Origin of the sequence: Pseudomonas sp. zfem003 (assembly GCF_032621675.1) — a bacterium.
GTDB lineage: Bacteria > Pseudomonadota > Gammaproteobacteria > Pseudomonadales > Pseudomonadaceae > Metapseudomonas > Metapseudomonas otitidis.
The window spans coordinates 66,168-88,515 of sequence record NZ_JAVYJG010000012.1 but is presented as its reverse complement, the minus strand read 5'-3'; the positions used below and the strand labels follow the sequence as shown (position 1 = coordinate 88,515).

The 22,348-nt window shown below is 68.1% G+C and carries 21 protein-coding genes; 11 read left to right on the top strand and 10 right to left on the bottom strand.

What is annotated here, in order from left to right:
- Nucleotides 1-14: 14 nt before the first annotated feature.
- Together RTK35_RS26320 and RTK35_RS26315 are read left to right on the top strand one after the other, a co-directional pair.
- Nucleotides 15-587 (top strand): LemA family protein, encoded by a 573-nt coding sequence (locus tag RTK35_RS26320; RefSeq protein WP_044409450.1) that lies wholly within the window; start codon nucleotides 15-17, stop codon nucleotides 585-587.
- Complete coding sequence (locus RTK35_RS26315) at nucleotides 587-1,495, top strand: E3 ubiquitin ligase family protein (protein WP_236213844.1); 909 nt, start codon at nucleotides 587-589, stop codon at nucleotides 1,493-1,495. The genes RTK35_RS26320 and RTK35_RS26315 overlap by 1 nt, the downstream gene beginning before the upstream one ends.
- A gap of 37 nt (nucleotides 1,496-1,532) precedes the next feature.
- Here the strand turns inward: RTK35_RS26315 and RTK35_RS26310 are convergent, their stop codons facing one another.
- From RTK35_RS26310 to RTK35_RS26295, 4 genes are all read right to left on the bottom strand, one after another.
- A complete protein-coding gene (locus RTK35_RS26310) occupies nucleotides 1,533-3,599 on the bottom strand; it encodes a putative bifunctional diguanylate cyclase/phosphodiesterase (protein ID WP_044409444.1) in 2,067 nt (688 codons plus the stop codon).
- A gap of 339 nt (nucleotides 3,600-3,938) precedes the next feature.
- Nucleotides 3,939-4,520 (bottom strand): superoxide dismutase [Fe], encoded by a 582-nt coding sequence (sodB, locus tag RTK35_RS26305; RefSeq protein ID WP_044409441.1) that lies wholly within the window; start codon nucleotides 4,518-4,520, stop codon nucleotides 3,939-3,941.
- Nucleotides 4,521-4,713: 193 nt separating this feature from the next.
- Complete coding sequence (locus RTK35_RS26300) at nucleotides 4,714-5,316, bottom strand: LysE/ArgO family amino acid transporter (protein WP_044409437.1); 603 nt, start codon at nucleotides 5,314-5,316, stop codon at nucleotides 4,714-4,716.
- Nucleotides 5,317-5,319: 3 nt separating this feature from the next.
- Entirely contained in the window at nucleotides 5,320-5,724 is a 405-nt protein-coding gene (locus RTK35_RS26295) for an ACT domain-containing protein (protein ID WP_316909365.1), read from the bottom strand.
- Nucleotides 5,725-5,818: 94 nt separating this feature from the next.
- Between RTK35_RS26295 and RTK35_RS26290 the strand changes: the two genes are divergently transcribed.
- Nucleotides 5,819-6,715, top strand: a complete 897-nt coding sequence (locus RTK35_RS26290; protein WP_316909429.1) for a LysR family transcriptional regulator ArgP — start codon at nucleotides 5,819-5,821, stop codon at nucleotides 6,713-6,715.
- Nucleotides 6,716-6,814: 99 nt separating this feature from the next.
- Complete coding sequence (locus RTK35_RS26285; protein ID WP_253123303.1) at nucleotides 6,815-7,807, top strand: NAD-dependent epimerase/dehydratase family protein; 993 nt, start codon at nucleotides 6,815-6,817, stop codon at nucleotides 7,805-7,807.
- Between the two features lies 1 nt (nucleotide 7,808).
- On the opposite strand, the gene RTK35_RS26280 is transcribed toward RTK35_RS26285, so the two are convergent.
- Nucleotides 7,809-8,069 carry a hypothetical protein gene (locus RTK35_RS26280; RefSeq protein ID WP_044409426.1) on the bottom strand — a complete coding sequence of 87 codons (261 nt, stop codon included), beginning with the start codon at nucleotides 8,067-8,069 and terminating at the stop codon, nucleotides 7,809-7,811.
- Nucleotides 8,070-8,406: 337 nt separating this feature from the next.
- Between RTK35_RS26280 and RTK35_RS26275 the strand changes: the two genes are divergently transcribed.
- On the top strand, nucleotides 8,407-9,258 hold the full coding sequence (locus tag RTK35_RS26275) for an ATPase (RefSeq protein WP_107329598.1): 852 nt from the start codon (nucleotides 8,407-8,409) through the stop codon (nucleotides 9,256-9,258).
- 177 nt (nucleotides 9,259-9,435) lie between these two features.
- On the opposite strand, the gene RTK35_RS26270 is transcribed toward RTK35_RS26275, so the two are convergent.
- From RTK35_RS26270 to RTK35_RS26260, 3 genes are all read right to left on the bottom strand, one after another.
- The gene (locus RTK35_RS26270) at nucleotides 9,436-10,485 is read right to left on the bottom strand and encodes an alkene reductase (RefSeq protein WP_044409422.1); all 1,050 of its coding nucleotides are present in this window, start codon (nucleotides 10,483-10,485) and stop codon (nucleotides 9,436-9,438) included.
- 15 nt (nucleotides 10,486-10,500) lie between these two features.
- Nucleotides 10,501-11,664 carry an MFS transporter gene (locus RTK35_RS26265; protein ID WP_044409420.1) on the bottom strand — a complete coding sequence of 388 codons (1,164 nt, stop codon included), beginning with the start codon at nucleotides 11,662-11,664 and terminating at the stop codon, nucleotides 10,501-10,503.
- A gap of 84 nt (nucleotides 11,665-11,748) precedes the next feature.
- Nucleotides 11,749-12,072: an ArsR/SmtB family transcription factor gene (locus RTK35_RS26260; protein ID WP_044409417.1), complete on the bottom strand. Its 324-nt coding sequence runs from the start codon at nucleotides 12,070-12,072 to the stop codon at nucleotides 11,749-11,751.
- 150 nt (nucleotides 12,073-12,222) lie between these two features.
- Here RTK35_RS26260 and RTK35_RS26255 point away from each other — a divergent pair, with 150 nt between their 5' ends.
- A complete protein-coding gene (locus RTK35_RS26255; protein WP_236213848.1) occupies nucleotides 12,223-12,801 on the top strand; it encodes an ACP phosphodiesterase in 579 nt (192 codons plus the stop codon).
- 93 nt (nucleotides 12,802-12,894) lie between these two features.
- A complete protein-coding gene (locus tag RTK35_RS26250; RefSeq protein ID WP_236213849.1) occupies nucleotides 12,895-13,752 on the top strand; it encodes a universal stress protein in 858 nt (285 codons plus the stop codon).
- 9 nt (nucleotides 13,753-13,761) lie between these two features.
- Here RTK35_RS26250 and RTK35_RS26245 read toward each other — a convergent pair whose 3' ends face one another.
- Complete coding sequence (locus RTK35_RS26245) at nucleotides 13,762-14,535, bottom strand: lysophospholipid acyltransferase family protein (RefSeq protein WP_074971569.1); 774 nt, start codon at nucleotides 14,533-14,535, stop codon at nucleotides 13,762-13,764.
- 4 nt (nucleotides 14,536-14,539) lie between these two features.
- Entirely contained in the window at nucleotides 14,540-15,310 is a 771-nt protein-coding gene (gene olsB / locus RTK35_RS26240) for an L-ornithine N(alpha)-acyltransferase (protein ID WP_044409407.1), read from the bottom strand.
- 139 nt (nucleotides 15,311-15,449) lie between these two features.
- Between olsB and RTK35_RS26235 the strand changes: the two genes are divergently transcribed.
- From RTK35_RS26235 to RTK35_RS26220, 4 genes are all read left to right on the top strand, one after another.
- Nucleotides 15,450-16,337, top strand: coding sequence for an acyl-CoA dehydrogenase family protein (locus RTK35_RS26235; protein ID WP_172432826.1), 888 nt, complete (start codon nucleotides 15,450-15,452; stop codon nucleotides 16,335-16,337).
- Between the two features lie 122 nt (nucleotides 16,338-16,459).
- Nucleotides 16,460-18,598, top strand: coding sequence for a type VI secretion system tip protein VgrG (locus RTK35_RS26230; RefSeq protein ID WP_316909364.1), 2,139 nt, complete (start codon nucleotides 16,460-16,462; stop codon nucleotides 18,596-18,598).
- Nucleotides 18,598-19,158: a DUF4123 domain-containing protein gene (locus RTK35_RS26225; RefSeq protein ID WP_316909363.1), complete on the top strand. Its 561-nt coding sequence runs from the start codon at nucleotides 18,598-18,600 to the stop codon at nucleotides 19,156-19,158. The genes RTK35_RS26230 and RTK35_RS26225 overlap by 1 nt, the downstream gene beginning before the upstream one ends.
- Nucleotides 19,155-22,028: a toxin VasX gene (locus RTK35_RS26220; protein ID WP_316909362.1), complete on the top strand. Its 2,874-nt coding sequence runs from the start codon at nucleotides 19,155-19,157 to the stop codon at nucleotides 22,026-22,028. The genes RTK35_RS26225 and RTK35_RS26220 overlap by 4 nt, the downstream gene beginning before the upstream one ends.
- The last annotated feature ends 320 nt before the right edge of the window (nucleotides 22,029-22,348 follow it).

Here is a 22,348-nt window from a genome sequence, read left to right as displayed (position 1 = left end):
AAGGAGTCGTTCGCATGTCCCTGAGCACCGTTGCCATCCTCGTCGCCCTGCTGCTGGCGGGCGCCTATGCCGTGATCCTCTACAACGCCCTGGTGCGCCTGAAGCACGGTGTGGGCAAGGCCTGGTCGAACATCGAGGTGCTGCTCAAGCAGCGCCACGACGAGCTGCCCAAGCTGGTGGAAACCTGCAAGCAGTACATGCAGCACGAGCGCAGCACCCTGGAGCGCGTGATTGCCGCGCGCAACGCCGTGGCCGGTGCCCGCGAGCGCGGTGACCTGGGCGCCCTGGGCCAGGCCGAGAGCGGGCTGCGGGCCGGCCTCGGGCAGCTGTTCGCGCTGGCGGAGAACTACCCGCAGCTCAAGGCCAACGAGAACTTCCAGTTCCTCCAGCAGCGCATCAGCGGGCTGGAGAACGGCATTGCCGACCGCCGCGAGCTGTACAACGAGGCGGTCAACCTGAACAACGTGCGCATCGAGCAGTTCCCCGATGTGCTGATCGCCCGCATGTTCGGCTTCCGCCCGGCGGAGTTGCTGGTGTTCAGCGAGGCCGAGAAGGCCGACGTGGACATCAAGAGCCTGTTCAACTGATGGACGGTGGTGACGCTGGCGGCCTGGCGATGAGCCTGGCCTTCAGCCTTGGGGCCTTTCTCGGTGGCGGCTGGTGGTGCCTGAAGCGCTTCTACGAGGGGCGCCTGCTGCTGGATACGCCCACCTCGAAGATCCGCTCGGCAGCCCAGGGTTACGTGGAACTCTACGGCGTGCTGCACGAGCCGCAGCACGGCCTGTTGAGCGCGCCGCTCACCGGCAAGCCCTGTGTGTGGTGGCGCTTCCGGATCGAGGAGCGCAGCGGAAGCGACAAGGACAAGCGCTGGAAAGTGGTGGAAAGCGGTGCCAGCGACCAGTGGCTGGCGCTGGGGGACGGTACCGGCGAGTGCCTGATCGACCCGCGGGGTGCCGAGGTCCGACCCGCCTCCCGCGACGTCTGGCATGGCAGCCAGCGGCACCCGCTACGGGTGGAGTCCACCGGCTTCTTCGGCTCGCTGTTCGGCGGCGGCGACTACCGCTACACCGAGGAGCGCCTGGAACTGGGCGGCCCGCTCTACGCCATCGGCGAATTCGTCACCACTGGCGCGAGCCAGCAGGGTTTCGATGCCAGCCGCGCCGAGGGCGCGGTGATCCGCGAATGGAAAAGTGACTTCACCGGCCTGCTGAAGCGCTTCGACAGCAACGGCGACGGCCAGCTGGACGAGGCGGAGTGGGGGCGGGTGCGTCTGGCGGCGCAGCTGGAGGCGGAGGATCGCCATCGTGCCACCAGTGCGGCACCGGCGGTGAACCGCATGCGTCGCCCGGGGGAGGCGCGGCCTTTCCTACTGTCCAGCCATGGCGAGGACGTGCTGGCGCGGACCTTCTTCTGGCAGGCGCTGGGCGCGGGGCTGGTGTGCATCGCAGGGGCGGTGGCAACGGTCTACCTGTTGCGCACCACCGGGTGGCTCTAGCGTCTGGCGGCCATCCTCAGGCGGTGCATGCGGCGTATCAGAGGGCAGCGGGGTTGGAGGCAGCGGCGCTCAGGCGGCGGGATTGCTTGAGGTAGCCGGTCAGCTCGCGGGCCGGTAGCGGCTTGCTGTAGAGATAGCCCTGACCCTCGTTGCAGCCCTGGGCAATGATGTAGCTCTCCTGCTCGGGGGTCTCAACCCCTTCTGCGATCACCTGCATGCCGAGGCTGCGGGCCAGCTGGATGATGGCGCGGACGATGGTGGCGTCGTCCTCATCCTCCAGCACGTCCTGGACGAAGCTCTTGTCGATCTTGATCTTGTCCAGCGGCAGGCTCTTCAGGTAGCTCAGCGAGGAATAGCCGGTCCCGAAGTCGTCGATGGCGATCAGTGCGCCGGAGCGGCGCAGGCTGAGCAGGTGCTGGGCGGCGGTGGAGATGTCCTCCATCAGGCCGGTCTCGGTGACTTCCAGCTCCAGGCTGCGCGGCGGCAGGCGGTAGACCTGCAGCAGGTTGTTGACCACGCGCGGCAGCTCGGTGTGGTGCAGCTGCACGGTAGAGAGGTTCACGGCCATGCGCAGTTCGTTGAAGCCCTGGTCGTGCCAGTCCCGCAGCTGATGGCAGGCCTGGTCCAGCACCCACTCGCCGATGGGGATGATGCTGCCGTTCTGCTCGGCCAGGGGGATGAACAGGTCCGGCGGCACGAAGCCGTGTTGCGGGTGCTGCCAGCGCAGCAGCGCCTCGACGCCCACCACGCGGTGGTCGCGGTAGTCCACCTGGGGTTGGTAGACCAGTTGCAGCTCGTTGCGCTTGAGGGCTTCGCGCAGGTCCTTCTCCAGCTCGCGGCGGCGACGCATCTCGCTGTCCACGCTGGCGATGTAGAACTGGTAGCGGTTGCGCGAGCGGCTCTTGGCCAGGGTCATGGTCTGTTCGGCTTTCTGCAGCAGCTTCTCGGTGCTGTCGCCGTCTTCCGGGAAGAGGGTGATGCCGATGGTGGCGCGCAGGCGGACTTCCTGCTGTTCCAGCGCGAAGGGGGCTTCCAGGTCGTCCAGCACGCTCTGGGCCAGCTCGGCGGCTTCATAGGGCTGCTCAATGTCCGCCTGGACCAGGGCGAACTGGTCACCCCCCAGGCGGGCCAGCGCGCCGAGGCGGCCGCTGTGGCCACGCAGGCGATCGGCCAGGGCGATCAGCAACTGGTCGCCGGTCTGGTAGCTGTACTGCTCATTGACGCCCTTGAAGTCGTCCAGGCCCACGCACAGCACGGCGACCCGGCGCTGCAGGCGGCCGGCGTCCTCGAGGATCTGGTCGAGCTGCTGCTGCAGCTGCTGGCGGTTGGGCAGGCCGGTGAGGAAGTCGTACTGGGCCATGCGCAGCAGGCTGTTCTCGGCCTCCCGGCGCAGGTGCGTATTGCGTTCGATGGAGGCCAGCAGCTCGTTGGCGGTGTTGATCCACAACCCCAGCTCGTTCTTCTCGTTGCCCTTGAGCATGGGCAGCTTGTGCTCGCTGGGGCGGTCGGGGTTGATGTTGGTCAGGTGCTCGATGATCTTCGACAGCGGCTTGGTCAGCAGCCAGTGGTAGACGGAGTAGAGCACCAGGCCCATGGCCAGGGCGCGCAGCACGCCGGAGACGAAGATGATCACCGAGCTGATGACGAAGTCCTCGCCATAGGGCGCGGTGTCGAGGGTGATGGTCAGGTCGCCGTAGTACTCGCTGTACGGTCCGCGTCCCACCAGTTGGGTGGTGAAGTTCTGTTCCTTTCCGAGGATCGGGTCGGTGAGCCAGCGGGTGGGCAGCTCACTGAGCGGACGGGTCTTCTCCGCCAGCATGGGTTCGTTGGGGTGGCCGATGCTGGCGAAGCGCACCGACTCGTGCTGGAACAGGCCTTCGATGACCTGCATGCCCATTTCGCGGTCCAGGCTGTAAACGGCCTGGGTCGATGGATCGCGGAACATGCCGAGGATGCGGTGGGCGTCATTGGCCACCGCCTGGCGGGTCTTGTAGACGTCGAACACGATCTGCGCGCAGCTGAGCACCACGCCCACCACCAGTGCGGACAGCAGCACCACGCGGAGCAACTTCAGTGACAAGCTGTTTTTCAGATCCAGCTTCAAGTAGGAATTCCTTGTTCGATGCCGGTAAGTGCCAGGTGCCAGACCGCTTGAGTATTGGCAAACACGGGGTAGCCGTCAAAGGGCCAGTACGCAAAAAGCGGAACCCGGTCCCCGAATGGGACGTTCGCCAGGCCGGTGGATTAAGCGAACACGCCCCTGTGTCGGTGCTGCATCGGCAGACTTGAATACTGTTCGACGAATGGATGGTGCCGTTGGGCTCAACGGGCGACCCGGTCGGCTGTGCTGTTTAGCCACATCCTGGAAGAGGGCGGCGGTTAGTGCCGGCATGAACGAAAAGACCCGGCGCAAGGCCGGGTCCTTTCAGGTGCTGCGGGTGACTCAGGCGGCGAAGTTCTTGGCCACGAAGTCCCAGTTCACCAGGTTCCAGAACGCCTCGACGTACTTCGGACGCAGGTTGCGGTAGTCGATGTAGTAGGCGTGTTCCCAGACGTCGCAGGTCAGCAGCGGGGTGTCGCCGCTGGTCAGCGGGCAGCCGGCGCCGATGGTGCTGGCCAGGGCCAGGGAGCCGTCAGCCTTCTTCACCAGCCAGCCCCAGCCGGAGCCGAAGGTGCCGACGGAGGTCTTGGTGAACTCTTCCTTGAACTTGTCGAAGGAACCGAAGGCAGCATTGATGGCGTCAGCCAGGGCGCCGGTGGGCTGGCCACCGCCGTTCGGGCTCAGGCAGTTCCAGTAGAAGGTGTGGTTCCACACCTGGGCGGCGTTGTTGAAGATGCCGCCCGAGGAGGTCTTGACGATCTCTTCCAGGCTCTTGCCTTCGAACTCGGTGCCCGGAACCAGGTTGTTCAGGTTCACGACATAGGTGTTGTGGTGCTTGTCGTGGTGGAATTCCAGGGTCTCGGCGGAAATGTGCGGCTCGAGAGCGTTCTTCTCGTACGGCAGCGGCGGCAATTCGAAAGCCATGTCTGTCTCCTTCATCAGGTCTGGATATGTGCGCAAGGCGCGGGGCCGTTCACGGGCGGCCGGTGAGCGGCTTTGAGTTCGTACTCTTTATATGCCGCGAGGGCCGGATCATAGCACCCGACCAGAGGCTTAACCACGCAGTATCCGTGTGGAATAGCCCCTCCGCGGCCCGTGCTGCTTGGACCGCCCGGGTTCAGATCCCGTTCACCAATTGTGCCGCCATGGCGAACATCATTAGCGCCACGGTGAAGTCCAGCAGCCGCCAGGTGGCGGGACGGGCCAGCCAGGGGGCGAGCCAGGCAGCGCCCAGCGCCAGGGCGAAAAACCAGATCAGCGAGGCACTGGCCGCGCCCAGGGCGTAGGCGCCAGGCACCGGCTGCTGGGCGCCGAGGGAGCCGATCAGCAGCACCGTATCCAGGTAGACATGGGGGTTGAGCAGCGTCACCGCCAGCGCCGCCAGCAGCACCGCCTTGCGCGAGCGTGGCCCGGCGTCGGCCTGCATCGCCAGGGTGCCCGGGCTCAGCGCGCGGCGCAGTGCCTGGCTGCCGTACCAGGCGAGGAAGGCCACCCCACCCCAGCGGGCGATGGCCAGCAGCATCGGGTTCTGTGCCAGCACGCTGGCCAGGCCGAACACCCCGGCGCTCACCAGTAGCGCGTCGCACAGCACGCAGAGCGCCGCCACCGGCAGGTGGTGCTCGCGGCGCAGGCTCTGGGCGAGGACGAAGGCATTCTGCGCGCCGATGGCGATGATCAGCCCGGCCGCCACCAGCATGCCGTTGAAGTAGCTCTGCCACATGCCTCAGCCCTCCACCGCGCTGGCGGCCAGCGCCCGCAGGATCGACACCGCGCACTCGGCGCGTTCGCGGGGCACGAACAGGTGGTCGTGGTGGTAGCCCGCCACCACGTTGCAGCTGATGTCGGCCTGCGCCAGTGCAGCCGCCACGGCGGCCGTCAGCCCCACCGCCGCCAGGGAGGAGTGCACCTGCAGGGTGATCCAGGCGGCGACGTAGTCGTAGGGCAGGCCCCGGGCATCGGCCTGTTCACGCGGGAGGATCAGGCTCAACCCCTCGGCCTCGCGGATGCTGGCCACGGGCGTGCAACCGGTCGGGGCGTCAGACGCCAGGGTGCAGAAGACGTAGTCACCGTCGTCGAGACGGGGTTCCAGGCTGCGCAGCAGCACGGACAGGGCGGTTTCTCCGGCCACGGTCGGTTCCTTGAAAGGCGAAAGGGAATGCTGGCGAGTCTGCCGAGGGCAGCTGTATAAGGAAAACGAATCCTGCTGATCTCGCATAAGGAAAATCGATATGTTCGACTACAAGCTCCTGGCTGCCCTCGCCGCCGTGGTGGAGCAGGGTGGTTTCGAGCGGGCTGCCCAGGTGCTGGGGTTGTCCCAGTCGGCGGTGTCCCAGCGGGTCAAGCTGCTGGAGGCGCGGGTCGGGCAGCCCGTGCTGGTGCGTGCTGCGCCACCGGCACCGACGGAGATCGGCACCCGCCTGCTCAACCATGTGCAGCAGGTGCGCCTGCTGGAGCGCGACCTCCAGGCCCAGGTGCCAGCGCTGGACGAAGGCGGCCTGCCGGAGCGCCTGCGCATCGCCATCAATGCCGACAGCCTGGCCACCTGGTGGGCCCCGGCGGTGGCGGACTACTGCTCCAGCCACCGGGTTCTGATGGACCTGGTGGTGGAAGACCAGGAGGTCGGCCTCAAGCGCATGCGTGCCGGTGAAGTGGCCGGCTGCATCTGCGCCGCCGAGCGTCCGGTGGCCGGGGCCCGCAGCCTGGCGTTGGGCGCCATGCGCTACCGCGCCCTGGCCAGCCCGGGGTTCGTGGCCCGGCACTTCTCCCGGGGCGTCACGGCGGAGGCGCTGCTGAATGCGCCCTCCATCGTCTATGGCCCCGACGACCAATTGCAGCACCGCTACCTGGCCGCGCTGGGCATCCAGGGCGCCTTTCCCCATCATCTCTGCCCCTCGTCCGAAGGCTTCGTCCGCCTGACCCAGGCGGGCCTCGGCTGGGGGCTGGTGCCCGAACACCAGGTGGAGGGTGAACGGGCCCGAGGGGAGCTGGTGGAGCTGATTCCTGAACGGCCCATCGACGTGCCGCTCTACTGGCACCACTGGCGCCACGGTGGCGAGCTGCTGGCCAGCCTCACCGACCACCTGGCCCGGGCCGGCGGACGCTGGCTGGTACAGGACTGACCCAGGTGGCCGGCATCGGGCGCGTGCTGGCTCGCCGCGCCACGACGGCATGCCGGGGCGCTGCTAGAGTGCGCAACACACGACAGGTGGGGGACGGCAATGAAGATTCTGGTGACCGGAGCGAGTGGCTTCATCGGTGGGCGCTTCGCCCGCTTTGCCCTGGAGCAGGGGCTGACGGTGCGGGTCACCGGCCGTCGGCCCGAGGCCGTGGAGCACCTGGTGCGGCGGGGCGCGGAGTTCGTCGCCGGTGACCTGGGGGACCCGCAACTGGCCCAGGCCCTGTGCCGGGACGTGGAGGCCGTGGTGCATTGCGCCGGTGCTGTGGGCGTCTGGGGCCGCTACGAAGACTTCCACCGGGCCAACGTCGAGGTCACCGAGAATCTGGTGGAGGCCTGCCTCAAGCAGCGGGTCAAGCGCCTGGTGCACCTGTCCTCGCCGTCGATCTACTTCGATGGGCGCTCCCACGTCGGCATCACCGAGGATCAGGTGCCCAAGCGCTTCTCCGACCACTACGGCGCCACCAAGTACCTGGCCGAGCAGAAGGTCTTCGCCGCCGAGGAATTCGGCCTGGAGGTCATCGCCTTCCGTCCGCGCTTCGTCACCGGGGCCGGTGACACCAGTATCTTCCCGCGGCTGATCGCCATGCAGCGCAAGGGGCGCCTGTCGATCATCGGCAACGGCCTGAACAAGGTCGACTTCACCAGCGTGCACAACCTCAACGACGTGCTGTTCAGCGGCCTGCTGGCCGCCGGGCCGGCCCTGGGCAAGGTCTACAACATCAGCAACGGCGAGCCGGTGCCGCTGTGGGACGTGGTCAACTACGTGCTGCGCCGCCTCGACCTGCCGCCGGTCACCCGGCACGTGCCCTTCGGCGTGGCCTACGCAGCGGCGACCCTCAACGAAACGGTCTGCCGGCTGTTGCCGGGGCGCCCCGAGCCCTCGCTGTTCCGGCTGGGCGTGGCGGTGATGGCGCGGGACTTCAGCCTCGACATCAGTCGCGCCCGGCGCTACCTGGAGTACGACCCCCAGGTGAGCCTGTGGACGGCCCTCGACGAGTTCTGCACCTGGTGGAAGGCGCAGCAGGGCGCCTGATTCAGCCGCGCAGCGGGCCGGCGTACTGGGTGTACTTGCGCACCAGCTCTTCCTCGGTCAGCACCTTCGGCACGCGCACGCCGGTCAGTTCGCTGAGGCGCTCGCCCAGGCTGATCACCGCTTCGCGCCGGGATTCGGCACAGGCCTTGAGCATCTGCTGGATGGCATCGGGTTGGCTGAGACGGATGTCCAGGGCCTGTTCCTCGCGAATCTGGCGACGAAGGCTCTGCATGCAATCCAGCACGGCTTTGGTCAGTTCCACGCGTATTCCCCCCAAGGTGTGAAGAGAGCTCCGGCCTGTCGTCCTGCCCGGACGGAGCGCGTCGGACCCGTTCAGCGGTGGGTCCGTCCGGCGCGGCACGGGCCGCGCATGGAGCGCCCCCGGACGCCCCGCCACGACCAAAGCAAGCTGCGTACCAGTTCACAATCCCAGGAACCATGGGGCCTGCAGCCGGTCCATCAGCCTGGATGCGCACCGACGAAGGGCACCCGCACCAGCATGGCGCGGCGCTGATGCCGGCCAAGCGAACCGGTATACTGGCGCCCCTCGGCCCTGGGTGCCGACCCCGATTCCTTGCTCCTCCTGCCGAAGGTCAATCATGCGTAACGATGCTCTCGATGAACTGGACGATGTCCCCAGCCTGTCAACCGACGCGCAGGACCGCGACGAGTTCGGCCACCACCCACGCCGTGTCGCCTCCACGCCGGCCCGGGGCGGTCGCGCGGGGTACGAGCCCGAAGCCCGAGGCGGCGCCAGCACCGGTCCGCTGTGGGCCCTGCTGGGTGCCACCGTCATCGCCTTCTGCGGCCTCGGCTGGTGGAGCTTCCAGCAGATCTCGATGATGGAGCAGCAACTGGTGGCCACCCAGGAAAGCTTCGCCCGCATCAGCGAAGAGGCCGCCGGGCGCATCAAGGACATCAGCGGCAAGGTCGTTGCCACCGAGTCCAACGTCACCAGCGGCAGCGAGTCCATCAAGCTGGACATCCGCCAGCTGCAATCCCGCCTGGCCGAGGTGGCCAAGCAGCAGCAGGCCCTCAGCGCCCAGCTGGGCAGCCAGGACAAGCGCGTCGAGCAGCTTTCCGGCGACTTCAAGACCCAGAGCGGCTCTGCCGGCCAACTGGACAGCCGCCTGCAGAGCCTGGCCGAAGAACAGGCCCGCCTGAAGGCCGCACAAGGCGACGCCGCCAAGCTGGACGAGCGCATCAAGGCGCTGGCCGGTGAAGTGGAGGCCCTGAAGAAGCAGGGCAACCCCAGCCAGGCCATCAAGAGCCTCGAACAGGACCTGCTGGTCCTGCGCAGCCAGCTGGACAGCCGCCCGGCCCAGGCCCCGGCAGCCGGCGGCGGTGCCAACCAGGCCGAGTTCGACGCCTTCCGCGCGCAGATGACCCGCAACATCAGCACCCTGCAGAGCCAGGTGCAGAACCTGCAGCAGCAGATCAACGCGCGCTGATCCATCACCGCAGTGAACGAGCCCCGCTCCGCAAGGACTGGGGCTTTTTCATGCCCGGGCTACGTCGCCCCTGCAAGGGGGACCTGTAGGGACGAATTCATTCGCCCGCATCTACCCGCCGCCACGAAAAAGCCCCGACCTTGAAGGCCGGGGCTTCGTTCATCGCAGCGTTGCCGCTTACAGGCGGGGGTAGTCGATGTAGCCGACCGGGCCCTTGCCGTAGAAGGTTTCCGGATGCGGCTCGTTCCAGGGCGCATCCTTCTCCAGGCGGGCCGGCAGGTCCGGGTTGGCGATGAAGGGGATGCCCCAGGCCACGGCGTCGGCCTTGCCTTCGGCGATCCAGGCATTGGCCTGGTCCTTGGTGAAGCGCTCGTTGGCGATGAACACGCCGCCGAAGGCTTCCTTCAGTTGCGGGGCCAAGCTGTCGTCGGCTTCCTTCTCGCGGGCGCAGATGAAGGCGATGCCGCGCTTGCCCAGTTCACGGGCCACGTAGCCGAAGGTCTCGGCACGGTTGGAGTCGCCCATGTCGTGAGCGTCGGCACGTGGTGCCAGGTGCACGCCGACACGGCCGGCGCCCCAGACCTTGATCAGCTCGTCGGTGATCTCCAGCAGCAGGCGCGCGCGGTTCTCCAGGGAGCCGCCGTAGCGGTCGGTGCGGGTGTTGGTGCTGTCCTGCAGGAACTGGTCCACCAGGTAGCCGTTGGCGGCGTGCAGCTCTACACCGTCGAAGCCGGCAGCCAGGGCATTCTCCGCGCCGAGGCGGTAGGCCTCGATGACGTCGGCGATCTCCTCGGTCTCCAGCGCGCGGGGCACCGGGTAGTCACGCAGCGGGCGCAGCAGGCTGACGTGGCCCTTGGCGGCGATGGCGCTGGGGGCCACCGGGGCTTCGCCGTCCAGGTAGCTCGGGTCGGAGATGCGGCCCACGTGCCACAGCTGCAGGACGATCTTGCCGCCGTTGGCGTGCACGGCCTTGGTCACGTTGCTCCAGCCCTTGACCTGGTCGTCGTTCCAGATGCCGGGGGTGTCGGGGTAGCCGACGCCCATCGGGGTCACGGCGGTGGCCTCGCTGATGATCAGGCCGGCGGACGCGCGCTGGCTGTAGTACTCGGCCATCAGCGCGTTGGGCACGCGGCCTTCGTCGGCGCGGCAGCGGGTGAGGGGGGCCATGATGATGCGGTTGGCCAGTTCCAGGTCGCCCACTTTGATCGGATCGAACAATGTTGCCATTTTGAACACCTCGTCTTAGTCGAGAGCGGTTTCCAGCTCGGGTTTGCGTTGGCTGAAGGTCAGCAGGGTGGCGACCAGCGCCAGGATGGCGAGTACGGCAGCGGCGAGCGGCACGCGGGTCAGACCCAGGCCCTGCTCGATCACCACGCCACCGACCCAGGCGCCCAGGGCATTGCCCACGTTGAAGGCGCCGATATTGAGGGTGGAGACCAGGTTCGGCGCACCGGCACCGAACGCCACCACGTTCACCTGCAGGGCCGGCACGGCCGCGAAGGCGGCGGTGGCCCAGAGGAACAGGGTGATCTCCATGGGAATCAGGTACGGGCTGGCCAGGTGCACCACGGTGGAGGTGACGGCCAGTGCGATGAACACGCCCATCAGCGTCTGTGCCAGCTTCCAGTCGGCCAGGCGGCCGCCGATGAAGTTGCCCAGGGTCAGGCCCAGGCCGATCAGCAGCAGCGTGCCGGTCACGCCGCGTGGCGACACCCCGGTGATCTCGCCCAGCAGCGGCGCCACGTAGGTGAAGATGCAGAACACCGCCGCGGAGAACAGCACCGTGGTCGACAGCGCCAGCCACAGCCCGGCCCCGCGCAGGGCGGCCAGCTCGGCGCGCATGTCGGCGGCCTCTTCGTCATCCTGGCGTGGCAGCACGCGCCACAGCCCGATGAAGGCCGCCACGCCGATCAGCGTCACCGCCCAGAAGGTCGAGCGCCAGCCCGCCACCTGGCCCAGCGCGGTGCCCAGGGGCACGCCCAGCACGTTGGCCAGGGTCAGCCCGGTGAACATCAGCGCCACCGCCGACGCCTTGCGGTTCGGCGGCACCAGGCTGGCGGCCACCACCGAGCCGATGCCGAAGAAGGCCCCGTGGCAGAGCGCCGTTACCACCCGTGCCAGCATCAGCAGGTCGTAGTTCAGTGCCGTGGCACACAGCAGGTTGCCGAGGATGAAGATCGCCATCAGCGCCAGCAGCGCCGCCTTGCGAGGGAAGCGCGCCGTGGCCATGGCCATGAACGGCGCACCGACCGCCACGCCCAGGGCGTAGCCGGTCACCAGCCAGCCGGCGACGGGAATGCTCACGGACAGGTCCGTGGCGACATCGGGCAGCAGGCCCATGATCACGAATTCGGTGGTGCCGATGGCGAATGCGGACAAAGCCAGGACGAGAAGCGCGGTTGGCATGGGCCAGCTCCTGAGTGAATGGGGGCAGGTGGCAAAGGGGCCGGGGTGAGCCCGCCGGGCGGGACTCTTGATCGGGTACTGCGGTCAGAGTTCGGTGCTCATCCGCTGCAGGAACGCCTCGATTACGGCCTCGTTGCGCTTGAAGAAGTTCCACTGGCCGATGCGTCGGCTGGTCACCAGGCCAGCCTTCTGCAACGTGGTCAGGTGGGCCGATACGGTGGACTGGGAGAGCCCGGTACGCTGGTCGAACTTGCCGGCGCACACGCCGATCTCGAACGGATGGTCCTGCTCGACGAAGTAGCGCTCCGGCTCCTTCAGCCACAGCAGCATGTCGCGCCGTACCGGGTGGGCGAGGGCCTTGAGGATCTCGCCCAGGTCGATGTCGAGGCTGTCGGGGGTGTCGGTCATGGCCGTCTCCACCAGTCATATCGGAATGGAGCGAACTATATATCGGGCAAAAACGATACGGGATCGTTTCCCACGATAGTCATCATCAGCCCGGCTGATGGGCATGCGCCGACACAACGGAGTTTTTCAGCAGCCTGCTAAGCTGGCGCGATGAATTACCTCGCCCACCTCCACCTCGGCGGCCCCGCGCCCCACCAACTGCTCGGCAGCCTCTACGGCGACTTCGTCAAAGGGCCGCTGGACGGCCGTTGGCCCCACGCCATCGAGGCCGGCATTCGCCTGCACCGGCGCATCGACCTGTTCACCGACACCCACCCGCTGGTGCGGGACGCCCGCGCCCTGTTCCCGGCGGCTCGGCGGCGGGTGTCCGGCATCCTGCTGGACCTGTTCTTCGACCACTGCCTGGCCCGCGACTGGGCCGACTACGCCGAGGTGCCGCTGCCCGCCTTCACCGGGCAGGTCTACCGGGTGCTGGCCGACCAGGCGGCGCTGCCCGGCGCCCTGGCCCGCATCGCCCCGCGTATGGCCGAGCAGGACTGGCTCGGCAGCTACCGCGAGTTCGACACCCTGGCAGCCGTGGTGGGTGGCATGAGCCGCCGCCTGTCCCGCCCCGAGCTGCTGGCCGGCGGCTTCGATGAACTGGCCGAGCGCTACCAGCCCCTGAGCGATCACTTCCGGCGCTTCTACCCCGAGCTGCAGCGCTTCGCCGCCCAGGCCGGCATGGCTTGACCTGCATCAAGCCCCGGTCGCGCATCGGGGCGTGCAATGCGTGGACCCCGGACCGCCCCGGTCCGGCCTGACGAGAACAGTGGAGGTGCTCCGATGAAAGCGCTGCTCCTGGCGACCGACCTGTCCAACCGCTCCGAACGCGCTCTGCGCCGTGCCGCCCAACTGGTGCGGCAGTTCCGTTGCCCCTGGACGGTGCTGCACGTGGTGGATGCCGACCAGCCCCAGGCCCTGGCCAGCGCCTGGAGCGCCCAGGTCCACGAGGCCCTCGCCTCGCACCTGGGCGAGATCGCCGAACTGGCGGGCGCCGCCCCGGCGCTGCGCGTCGAAGTGGGCGACCCGGCCGAGCGCATCGTCGACTTCGCCCGCAGCCAGGGCTTCGACCTGCTGGTGATGGGCTGCCACCGGCGCAACGCCCTGCGCGACGTGTTCGTCGGCACCACCCTGGAGCGGGTGCTGCGCACCGGGGACACACCGGTGCTGGTGGTCAACCGCGAGACCGACGGGCACTACCACGACATCCTCGTCGGCCTCGACCTCTCGCCCTGTTCGGCCCGCGCGGCCCAGGCGGCTCGTGAACTGGGGATTCTGGAGCTGGCCCGCAGCCGTGCGCTCTACGCCTTCGAGCCCTTCGCCCGGCTCACCCTGCTGGGTGCCGGGCTGTCCGACAGCGCCCTGGAGGACCATGAGCAACGCGAAGCCGTGGCGGCCCGTTCGGCCCTGGCGCAGTTCCTTGGCGAACAGGGGCTGCTGGGCGTGTTCAGCCAGCAGTCGGCGGAGGAGGGGTTGCCCATCACCGTGCTGCGCCATGCACTGCAGCAGGCCGAACCGGACCTGCTGGTGCTGGGCACGCGGGGCATGAGCGGGGTCAAGCGGGCATTGATCGGCAGCGTGGCGGACGCCGCCCTGCGGGAGTTCGATTGCGACATGCTGGTGGTGCCGCCCGCCCGCTGAGGCAGCGGCTCAGGCCGCCAGTTCGTCGGACGGGGCTTCACCGAACAGCGCCACCTGCACCGCCTGCTGGGCCTCGCGGGCCAGGGCGTTGCGGTGGCGACCGCTGCTGGGGATGGGCGTCAGCAGGCGGATCTCCACCTCGCTGCACGGGCTGCGCAGCAGGCGCACCAGGTGGGACACCAGGTCATCCTCGCCAATGAACGGCGCCACGCTGTCCCGCTCGCCATCGCGCAGGTAGCGGATCGCCACCGGCTGCACCGCCACCCCGGTCTCGCAGGCGCTGGTCAGCAGGCGGCCATGGAAGGTGCGCACCAGGCTGCCGTCGGTGGTGGTGCCTTCCGGGAAGATCACCAGGTTGCGGCCCAGCCCCAGGTGCCGGCCCAGTTGCTGCCCCACCAGGTTGCTCTCCCCCGAACCCCGGCGGATGAACAGCGTCCCGGCCTTGTGCGCCAGCCAGCCGGCCACCGGCCAGGCGCGCACCTCCGCCTTGGACAGGAAGGACAGCGGCGCGAGCATGCCCAGCAGCGGGATGTCGGTCCACGACACATGGTTGCTGACCCACAGCATCGGCACCGTCGGCACCTCGCCTTCCACCCGCACCCGGAAGGGCAGGGCGCCGGCCAGGCGCGCCAGGAACCAGCGGGTCAGGCGCTGCCGGCGCGGCATCAGGTCCCGTCCCCGGGCCAGCCGTTCCAGCACCACCACCCCGCTCGCCAGCAGCAGGCCGAGGCCGATCACCGCCAGCAGGCGTAGCACCCGCAGGTAGAAGCGCAGCCCGGCCACGGCGTCAGACCGCCGCCTTGAAGTGGCGGGCGTAGCGCGGGCACAGCTCGTCGCGCTTGAGCAGGATGAACACGTCGGCGACCTGGAAGTCCGGGTCCCAGCACGGCTCGCCGCAGATCTTCGCCCCCAGGCGCATGTAGGCCTTCAGCAGCGGCGGCATCTCTGCGATCACGTTGCCCGGCAGCTCCAGCGCCGGCAGCGGGGTGCGCGGCTCGGCACGCAGGTGCTCGGTGCACAGGTAGCGTTCGCGCAGGCGCTGCATGATGGCCTGGGCCTGGATGCCGCCGTCCTGCATGGGGATGCTCGCGCAGCCCATCAGGTAGCGGTAGCCGCCCTCGTTGAGCACCTCCGCCAGCTCGCTCCAGAGCACCGCGATGGTGCCGCCGTTGCGGTAGGCCGCATCGACGCAGGTGCGGCCGATCTCCAGCACCGGGCCCTGCAGCTCGCCCAGGCCTTCGAGGCGGAACTCCTCCTCGCTGTAGAAGCGGCCGATGTCGTGGGCGGCCTGGTGGTCCAGCAGGCGGGTGGTGGCCACCAGCTCACCGCTGTCCAGGTCGCGCACACCGATGTGCTGGCAGTGCGGGTCGAAGTCATCCATGTCGAGGCCGAATTCGGCGCCCTTGAGCTTGGCATCGAACTCCGCGCTGAACACCCGGTAGCGCAGGGCCTGGGCTTCACGCAGGGCAGCCACCCCGCTGAGGCGCTCGGCCTGCAGGCGGCGTGGGCTCTTGTCGCCGCGTGCGGCGTTGTCGCGGGTGATAGCGATCTGAGTCATGAGTAAGCCTCCATTTGGGCCGGCTAGATCCCGGTTGCAGCCGGACGATCTTGTTGTGCAAGCTCAGGCTAGGCAGACCCGGTGTCACCTCCGTGACGTTTCCGTGATGCTTGAATGACAGCCCCCAAGGAGACCGCCCATGACCTGGCAACGCCTGCTCGAGACCCGTGACCGCCTGCCCGCGCAGCCTCTCGAAGAGTGGTACGGCAGCCTGCTGGAGCGCCTGGGCGAGGCCACGCCCTTCGAACTCGCCATCCTCGGCGGGCGCCTCGCCGCCACCCCGGGGCTGGCCTTCCTCGCGGGCTACCAGGGCGCGCTGCGCCTGCTCTGGCCCTCCGCTCCGCGCAGCCTCGGCGCCCTCTGCGTGACCGAAGCGCGCAGCGTTCGCCCGGCGGACATGCAGGTCCGCCTCGACGGGCTCAGCCTCAATGGCCGCAAGGACTTCGTCACCGCCGCCGACGCTGCCGACTGGCTGCTGGTGGCCGCCCGCGAGGAAGCCGACGGCGAAGCCCCGCGCCTGGCCCTCACCGTGGTGCGCAACGGCGCGCCCGGCGTGCGCATCGAACCCCTGCCGGCGCTGCCGCTGATGCCCGACATCCCCCACGCCCGCCTGCACCTGGACGGCGCCCATTGCGAGCGCCTCGCCGGGGACGGCTGGGATGCCTACGTCAAACCCTTCCGCAGCCTGGAAGACCTCCACGTCCTCGCCGCCCTCAGCGCCTGGCTGCTGGGTGTCGGCCAGGACAGCGGCTGGCCGCCGGCCCTGCGCATGCGCCTGCTGGGGCTGCTGGCCGGCGCCGCCGAAGTGGCCCGGCTGTGCGCCACCAGCCCGGTGATGCACGTCATGCTGGCCGGCCTCTTCGCCGAGTTCGACGGCCTGCGCAGCGAACTGGACGCCGCCTTCGCCAGCGGCCCCGGGCCATGGGCAACGCTCTGGACGCGCGACCAGGGCCTGCTGGCCATCGCCGGCGCCGCACGCGCCACGCGCTTGGCCAAGGCGCGGGAGGCACTGGGGTGGGTGGATTGAACCCGGGCGGTTGACACCGTCCAGTGGCGCGGCCGTACACGGCTATCGGAAGCGCCTGATGGAATCGCCCTTGCCCAACCCGGCAGGCTCCGTCCTCCCAGTTCCAATGGACGGAGCCCCGCATGTTCAACCCCGCCAACCAGGCGCACTTCAGCCTCGACATCGAAGGCGCCAACCCTGACTTCAAGGTCCTCGCCTTCACCGGCCACGAAGCCCTCAACCAGCCCTTCCGTTTCGACATCGAACTGGTCAGCGAGCGCAGCCGCCTCGACCTCGAAAGCCTTCTGCACAAACCCGCCTTCCTCGCCTTCACCCCCGACGGGCGCGGCGTCCACGGGCAGGTCTTCGGCATCGCCGTCGGCGAGATCGGCAACCGCCTCACCCACTACCACCTCACCCTCGTCCCCCGGCTCGCCTACCTCGCCCTGCGCCACAACCAGCGCATCTTCCAGCACCTCAGCGTCCCGCAGATCATCGGCCAGGTCCTCGAAGACCACGGCATCCTCGCCGACGCCTACAGCTTCCGCCTCGGCCCCAAGGCACCCCCACCGCGCGACTACTGCACCCAGTACGACGAAAGCGACCTGCACTTCATCAGCCGCCTCTGCGAAGAAGAGGGCCTGCACTTCCACTTCGAGCACCAGAGCGATGGCCACCTGCTGGTCTTCGGCGAAGACGCCAGCGCCTTCCCCAAGCTCGGCCGCCCCGTCGCCTACCTCGCCAACACCGGCCAGGTCGCCGACGAACCCGTCATCAAACGCTTCGGCCTGCGGATGGAAGCCCGCACCCTGCGGGTCACCCGCCGCGACTACTTCTTCGAAAAACCCAGGCTGCTGATGGAAGCCGCCCACACGCCCCAGGACGACCTTCCCCAGCCCGACCTCGAAGACTACGACTACCCCGGCCGCTTCACCGACCGTGATCGCGGCCGCCGCCTCGCCCGCCAGGCCCAGGAACGCCACCGCCGCGACTACCGCCTCGCCGACGGCGACAGCGACGAACCGCGCCTGGTGAGCGGCCACCTGCTCAGCCTCTCCGACCACCCCAAACCGGAATGGAACGACCTCTGGCTGATCACCGCCCTCCACCACGAAGGCAAGCAGCCCCAGGTGCTGGAAGAGTTCGCCTCCATCGACGGCGTTGTGAAAAGTGCCCAGGGCGCCCTGCTCGGCGCCGCACAAAAAGCCCTTGGCGTCTCACTGCCCAGCACCAGTGAACCCGCAACCCCCGACGGCGACTTCAAACAGGGCTACCGCAACCGCTTCCAGGCCATCCCCTGGGACGTTCCCGCCCGGCCCGACCTCAACCACCCCAAACCGCGCATCCTCGGCAGCCAGACCGCCGTCGTCACCGGTCCAAAGGGCGAAGAAATCCGCCACGGCCGCATCAAGGTCCAGTTCCACTGGGACCGCGAAGGCCAGGCCGACGAACACACCAGCTGCTGGCTCCGCGTTGCCAGCAGCTGGGCCGGCAACGCCTACGGCGCCATCGCCATCCCCCGCATTGGTATGGAAGTCCTCGTCACCTTCCTTGAAGGCGACCCCGACCAACCTTTGGTCACCGGCTGCCTTTACCACGGCGTCCACCAACCGCCCTACGAACTGCCCGCGAACAAGACCCGCACCCTGCTCAAGACCGACAGCAGCCCCGGCGGTGGGGGCTACAACGAACTGCGCATCGAAGACCGCAAGGGCCAGGAACAGATCTACATCCACGCCCAGCGCGACTGGGACGAAAACATCGAGCACGACCAGAAAATCCGCGTCGGGAACCAACGCCACGACCGGGTGGAAGGCAGCGTCTACAGCGAATTCTTCGGCGAGCAGCACCACACCCTGCACAAGGACCGCAAGACGGAACTGAAGCAGGACGACCACCTCACCGTGGGCAACGAGCAGCACATCCAGATCGGTGCTGGACAGTTCGTCGAAGCAGGGCAGGAGATCCACTACTACGCCGGCGACAAGGTCGTCATCGACGCCGGCATGGAGCTCACCGCCAGCGGCGGCGGCAGTTTCCTCAAGCTCGACCCGGGCGGCGTCACCTTCAGCGGCGCCACCATCAACCTGAACTCAGGGGGCGCGGCAGGGGAGGGCTCAGGTGCCCGGCCCATCCTGCCGGGCGCGGTGAAGCCGGCGGACAAGGACAAGGCCGGCATCACCCTGGAGGCCCTGGCCAAGCAACGGCGGGTATTCCTCCAGGCCAGCACGGGTATCTGTGAAGTCTGCGAAGCGGCCAAGCGCGCCAAGGAAGCTAAATGATGGACAGCGGATTCCTGCTCTTCGACGGCGCCTCCCACCGGCAGGCGCTGGTCTGGCTGTGCCAGCGCTTTCCCGAACACAGCCCACGCCCCCTGCTGCAAGGCACCCCGTATGAACCGCTGGCGGCAATCGGCCCCATCCTGCTGCAGGCCGATGCCGGCACTCCGCTGAATGACGCCTGGCAGGCCGGCCAGCCCGAGCTTGAACAGGCCGTCTGGCTCAGGAGCGAGCTGCCTCTGGTCGCCTTGCGAGAGAGCCTGCGTCGGCGTTTGCGCATCCTGGCGCCGGATGGCCGCGTGTTCTGGCTGCGGCTGGCCGATGCACGCCCGCTACGCCAGGCATGGCGCAGCCAGGTCCAGTGGCCGGCGGGGTTCTGGTATGGCGTGAGCGAGGTCTGGTTGCGTGACGGGGAGGCCCCGGTCCTGGCCTGGCACAACCCCCGTCCCCAGCTGGATGTGACCCAGCCCGGCCCACCGCTCGAAGCCCAGATCACCCTGGATTGGCCACTGCTCGACGCACTGGCTCAACCCGAACCCCACCCGCAGGACGCACCCGCATGAACGCCCCCGCCACCCAACCCCGCCGCCTCCAGCCCGCCACCTGCCCCTTGCTGGCCGCCGTGCTGCCGCTGCGTTATGCCATCGGCCCCATCGAGACGCGCAACCCCTCCACCCTGGACGCCGCCACCCTGGGGCTGCCCGCCCTCAACGGCAACTTCCCGGAGATGGGCCCCGAGCATGCCTCGCTCAAGGATCGCCCCCTGGGCTATGTCCCCCGTGCGCTGCGCGATGGCTGGTTGTACGTCTGGGAAGACAGCCTCAAGGCACTCAGCGAATACCGGGTGGACGCCGCCATGCTGAAACCGACCGCCCGCGGCGCCCCCGCACCGGATACCACCACCCGTGCCTACCTGATGCTGGAGGCGGGTGCGCCGGTGCTGATGGCCTGGTCCCCCATCCGCTGGAGTGCCGACGTCTTCGCGGAGCTGGAGAGCCAGCCCGCCAAGCGCCAACGCATGATGCGCAGCCTGACCCCCGGCGTGGCGCCCTTCAGTGGCAGCGTCCAGGCCGTGCACGGGCAGATCGGCGACCTTAAGACCGAGCACTACACCTGGAGCATCGCCGCCAGAAAGGCCAGCTACTGGCTGCTGCAAGACCCGCCCCTCAAACCCATGCAGCGCTGCGAGCAGCAGCACTTCGCCCTGGTCGACGACCCCTGGGGCGTACTGGGTGACCTGGCCGCCCTGGTGCGCGAGCGCCGCATCGCCTTCACCAAGCTCAACAATCACCGCAACGACGAGTGGGCCACGGCCGAACTGATCCAATCCGTGGCCGACAGCGACGAAGTCATCCGCAGCAACCTCGCCTCCATGATCGACGTGCCCCAGCTGCAGAAGGTTCTGAAGCAGCCGGCCCTGGCGCTGGACGCCCTCGATGCCGACCTGCGGCGCCTGACGGAGTGCTGGGCCCGCTGGTTCGAGACCCTGGAAGGCGGCATGCCGTCGCACCTGGACTCCGCCTGCGCCATGTTCGACCTGACCCAGCCCGATCAGCGCGACCTGCTGGAAATCCACTTCGCCTGCAGTTGCCTGGGGCCCTCCGCCACCCCGCTGGGGGTGAAGACCCTGGAGCGGGAGCTGGACGCTGCCCAACCGAGGGAGCAGCCCTGGTTGCTGTGGGCGTTGCTGGGCGCCACCCGCAAGATCGACCCCGGCACCCTGAAGCAAGCCTTGCACCTGCCGGAAGCCCTCGCCGACGTGACCGACGCCCCTGGCGCCGCCGCCCGCCTCGCCAGGGCGACAGCCTTCGCCACGGCCGTCAACCTCGCCGCCAATCAGGTGCAGGCGATGAATCCGGCGCGCGGTGGCGAGCCCTTGTTCGCCGTGCTCTCACCCAGCCTCGGCGGGCGCCTGCGCAGCCTGAGTGAACAGATCCACCCCCTGGTCTACAGCCTGATGATTGCCTCGCTGGTGCGCAGTGACCAGCGCCTGGAGGTGGACGAACTGAGCCGGGCGGATGCGATCGAATGGCTCAACGAGCAGATCGACCAGGCCCACAACAAGGGCCAACGGCGCCGCCTCAAGAAGCAACTGCAGAAAGAGAACCGCAACCAGGCGCGTGTCGCCCGCGAGGCCGTCGGCCCTTCAACCCCCGCCAAAAGCCCCACGGCGACCCAGGTCGAGGAGGCCATTCCGCATTTCCGTGTCGTACCGGCCCCAGAAGCGGCCCCGCCCCATCCCTCGCCCGGCTATGGCAGCGACGCCCCGCCCGCGCCCGGCAAGCCCGGCACAACGCTACCGCCCCTGAGCGGAAAAGCCGCGCGCCTCTCACTGGGTGCGCCTCGAAACATCAGCGAACTGCTGAACGAAGCGCCGTTGAAGACGTTGATTGCGTTTGTGTCGGTTTGGAATTTGACGGCGGTGGCAATGCAGTTCTGGACCGATAGATCCGCGAAGAACGTTCTTTCGTTTTTCAGTGCAACGATGGCCACGGCTACCGCTTCGACAGCCGTATTGCAAAAGCTTGCTGATGTGCGCTGGGAGCAGCATGTTGCACTTGCAGGAAAGGTCAATCCCGAGGCCCAGCGTTTATTGGCAAGCGCGCTTGGGGCGGGGAGTGTGGCAATGCTCATCCAGTCCATCACCGCCGGCCTGGACGTGTTCATCTACGGCTGGCAGGCCCTGGATGCTTACCGTACTGGAGACCTGGACACAGCAGCGGTCAGCCTGGGGCTGGCCGGCGCCAACCTGGCCTATGCCCGTGTCTCGCTGCAGGCCATGCGCGCCTTGCGCCTGGCCCGCGCGGCGGTACTGGCCGGCGAGTCGACGGCCTTGGCCACCGGCATCCGCGTACTCACCCTGCCCCTGCGCCTGAGTCTGGTGGGGCTGGTTGGCACCATCCTGATTGGCATGGTCTCCCTGCTCTACACAAAAGACACCCCGCTGGAAAGCTGGCTCAAGCAGACCCGTTTCGGCACTCGCCCTGCGGACTGGTCCGGCGCCCTCACCGGCACCCTCGAGGCGTTTTGGCGCATCGTCCTGCCCGTCAGCCTCAAGCTGGAGCGCTGGAACGATATCAACCCCCGCACAGGCAAATGGGTGAACGAAATACGCCTGGTCCTGCATCTGCCCGGCCAGACCGAGTACCAGCAGGGCATGATCACCTTCAGCGGCTACGAAGAGTGGGAGCGGTCCCACGGCCTGCTCGGCGATGCCACCTTCAGGTGCATCCCCCTGACCTGGGGGGAGGACGACCCCATCCCCTTCGACCCCGATATCGGCAGCCCCCATGGCCCACAGGGCGACGGCATCCGCCTGCGTCGGGCCTACCATGACGGCCCGTTTGAACGGCTGGTCGCCATACGCGGCAGCCTGACCTACACCCCGGTCGAAGGGCTCAGCCTGCCGGCCATCGACATCGAGGTGAGCTGACCATGACTGAAATAGCCCAAACCACCTTCGCCCGACGGTTCGCCCAGGTGCCTGACAGTCGATTGCTCCAGGCTGATAAATCCACGGAGGCACCGCTCATGTGCATGCCCGAGGTGGAAGAACAGACTGAGCACTACCTGAGCCTTGAGCACGGCGAGAGTGCAGATCGGGGGATGTGGACCGGAGCGTTGGGGGGCGTGGGGGGGATTGCTTTGCTAGGGCTTGCGCTAGCCGTGTTCTTAGATGGTGACTTTGAGTCGGCCCTCAAAATTCTGCTGTTTGCACTGCCTTGTTTTCTGATCCCCTTCATCTGCGAAGTG

Coding starts and splice junctions, on each gene's coding strand:
- RTK35_RS26270 (WP_044409422.1), bottom strand. CDS start 10,485: ATGGCAACATTGTTCGATCCGATCAAAGTGGGCGACCTGGAACTGGCC.
- RTK35_RS26225 (WP_316909363.1), top strand. CDS start 18,598: ATGGACAGCGGATTCCTGCTCTTCGACGGCGCCTCCCACCGGCAGGCG.
- olsB (WP_044409407.1), bottom strand. CDS start 15,310: ATGACTCAGATCGCTATCACCCGCGACAACGCCGCACGCGGCGACAAG.
- RTK35_RS26275 (WP_107329598.1), top strand. CDS start 8,407: ATGCGTAACGATGCTCTCGATGAACTGGACGATGTCCCCAGCCTGTCA.
- RTK35_RS26320 (WP_044409450.1), top strand. CDS start 15: ATGTCCCTGAGCACCGTTGCCATCCTCGTCGCCCTGCTGCTGGCGGGC.
- RTK35_RS26230 (WP_316909364.1), top strand. CDS start 16,460: ATGTTCAACCCCGCCAACCAGGCGCACTTCAGCCTCGACATCGAAGGC.
- RTK35_RS26285 (WP_253123303.1), top strand. CDS start 6,815: ATGAAGATTCTGGTGACCGGAGCGAGTGGCTTCATCGGTGGGCGCTTC.
- RTK35_RS26300 (WP_044409437.1), bottom strand. CDS start 5,316: ATGTGGCAGAGCTACTTCAACGGCATGCTGGTGGCGGCCGGGCTGATC.
- RTK35_RS26235 (WP_172432826.1), top strand. CDS start 15,450: ATGACCTGGCAACGCCTGCTCGAGACCCGTGACCGCCTGCCCGCGCAG.
- RTK35_RS26220 (WP_316909362.1), top strand. CDS start 19,155: ATGAACGCCCCCGCCACCCAACCCCGCCGCCTCCAGCCCGCCACCTGC.
- RTK35_RS26255 (WP_236213848.1), top strand. CDS start 12,223: ATGAATTACCTCGCCCACCTCCACCTCGGCGGCCCCGCGCCCCACCAA.
- RTK35_RS26250 (WP_236213849.1), top strand. CDS start 12,895: ATGAAAGCGCTGCTCCTGGCGACCGACCTGTCCAACCGCTCCGAACGC.
- RTK35_RS26315 (WP_236213844.1), top strand. CDS start 587: ATGGACGGTGGTGACGCTGGCGGCCTGGCGATGAGCCTGGCCTTCAGC.
- RTK35_RS26265 (WP_044409420.1), bottom strand. CDS start 11,664: ATGCCAACCGCGCTTCTCGTCCTGGCTTTGTCCGCATTCGCCATCGGC.
- RTK35_RS26260 (WP_044409417.1), bottom strand. CDS start 12,072: ATGACCGACACCCCCGACAGCCTCGACATCGACCTGGGCGAGATCCTC.
- sodB (WP_044409441.1), bottom strand. CDS start 4,520: ATGGCTTTCGAATTGCCGCCGCTGCCGTACGAGAAGAACGCTCTCGAG.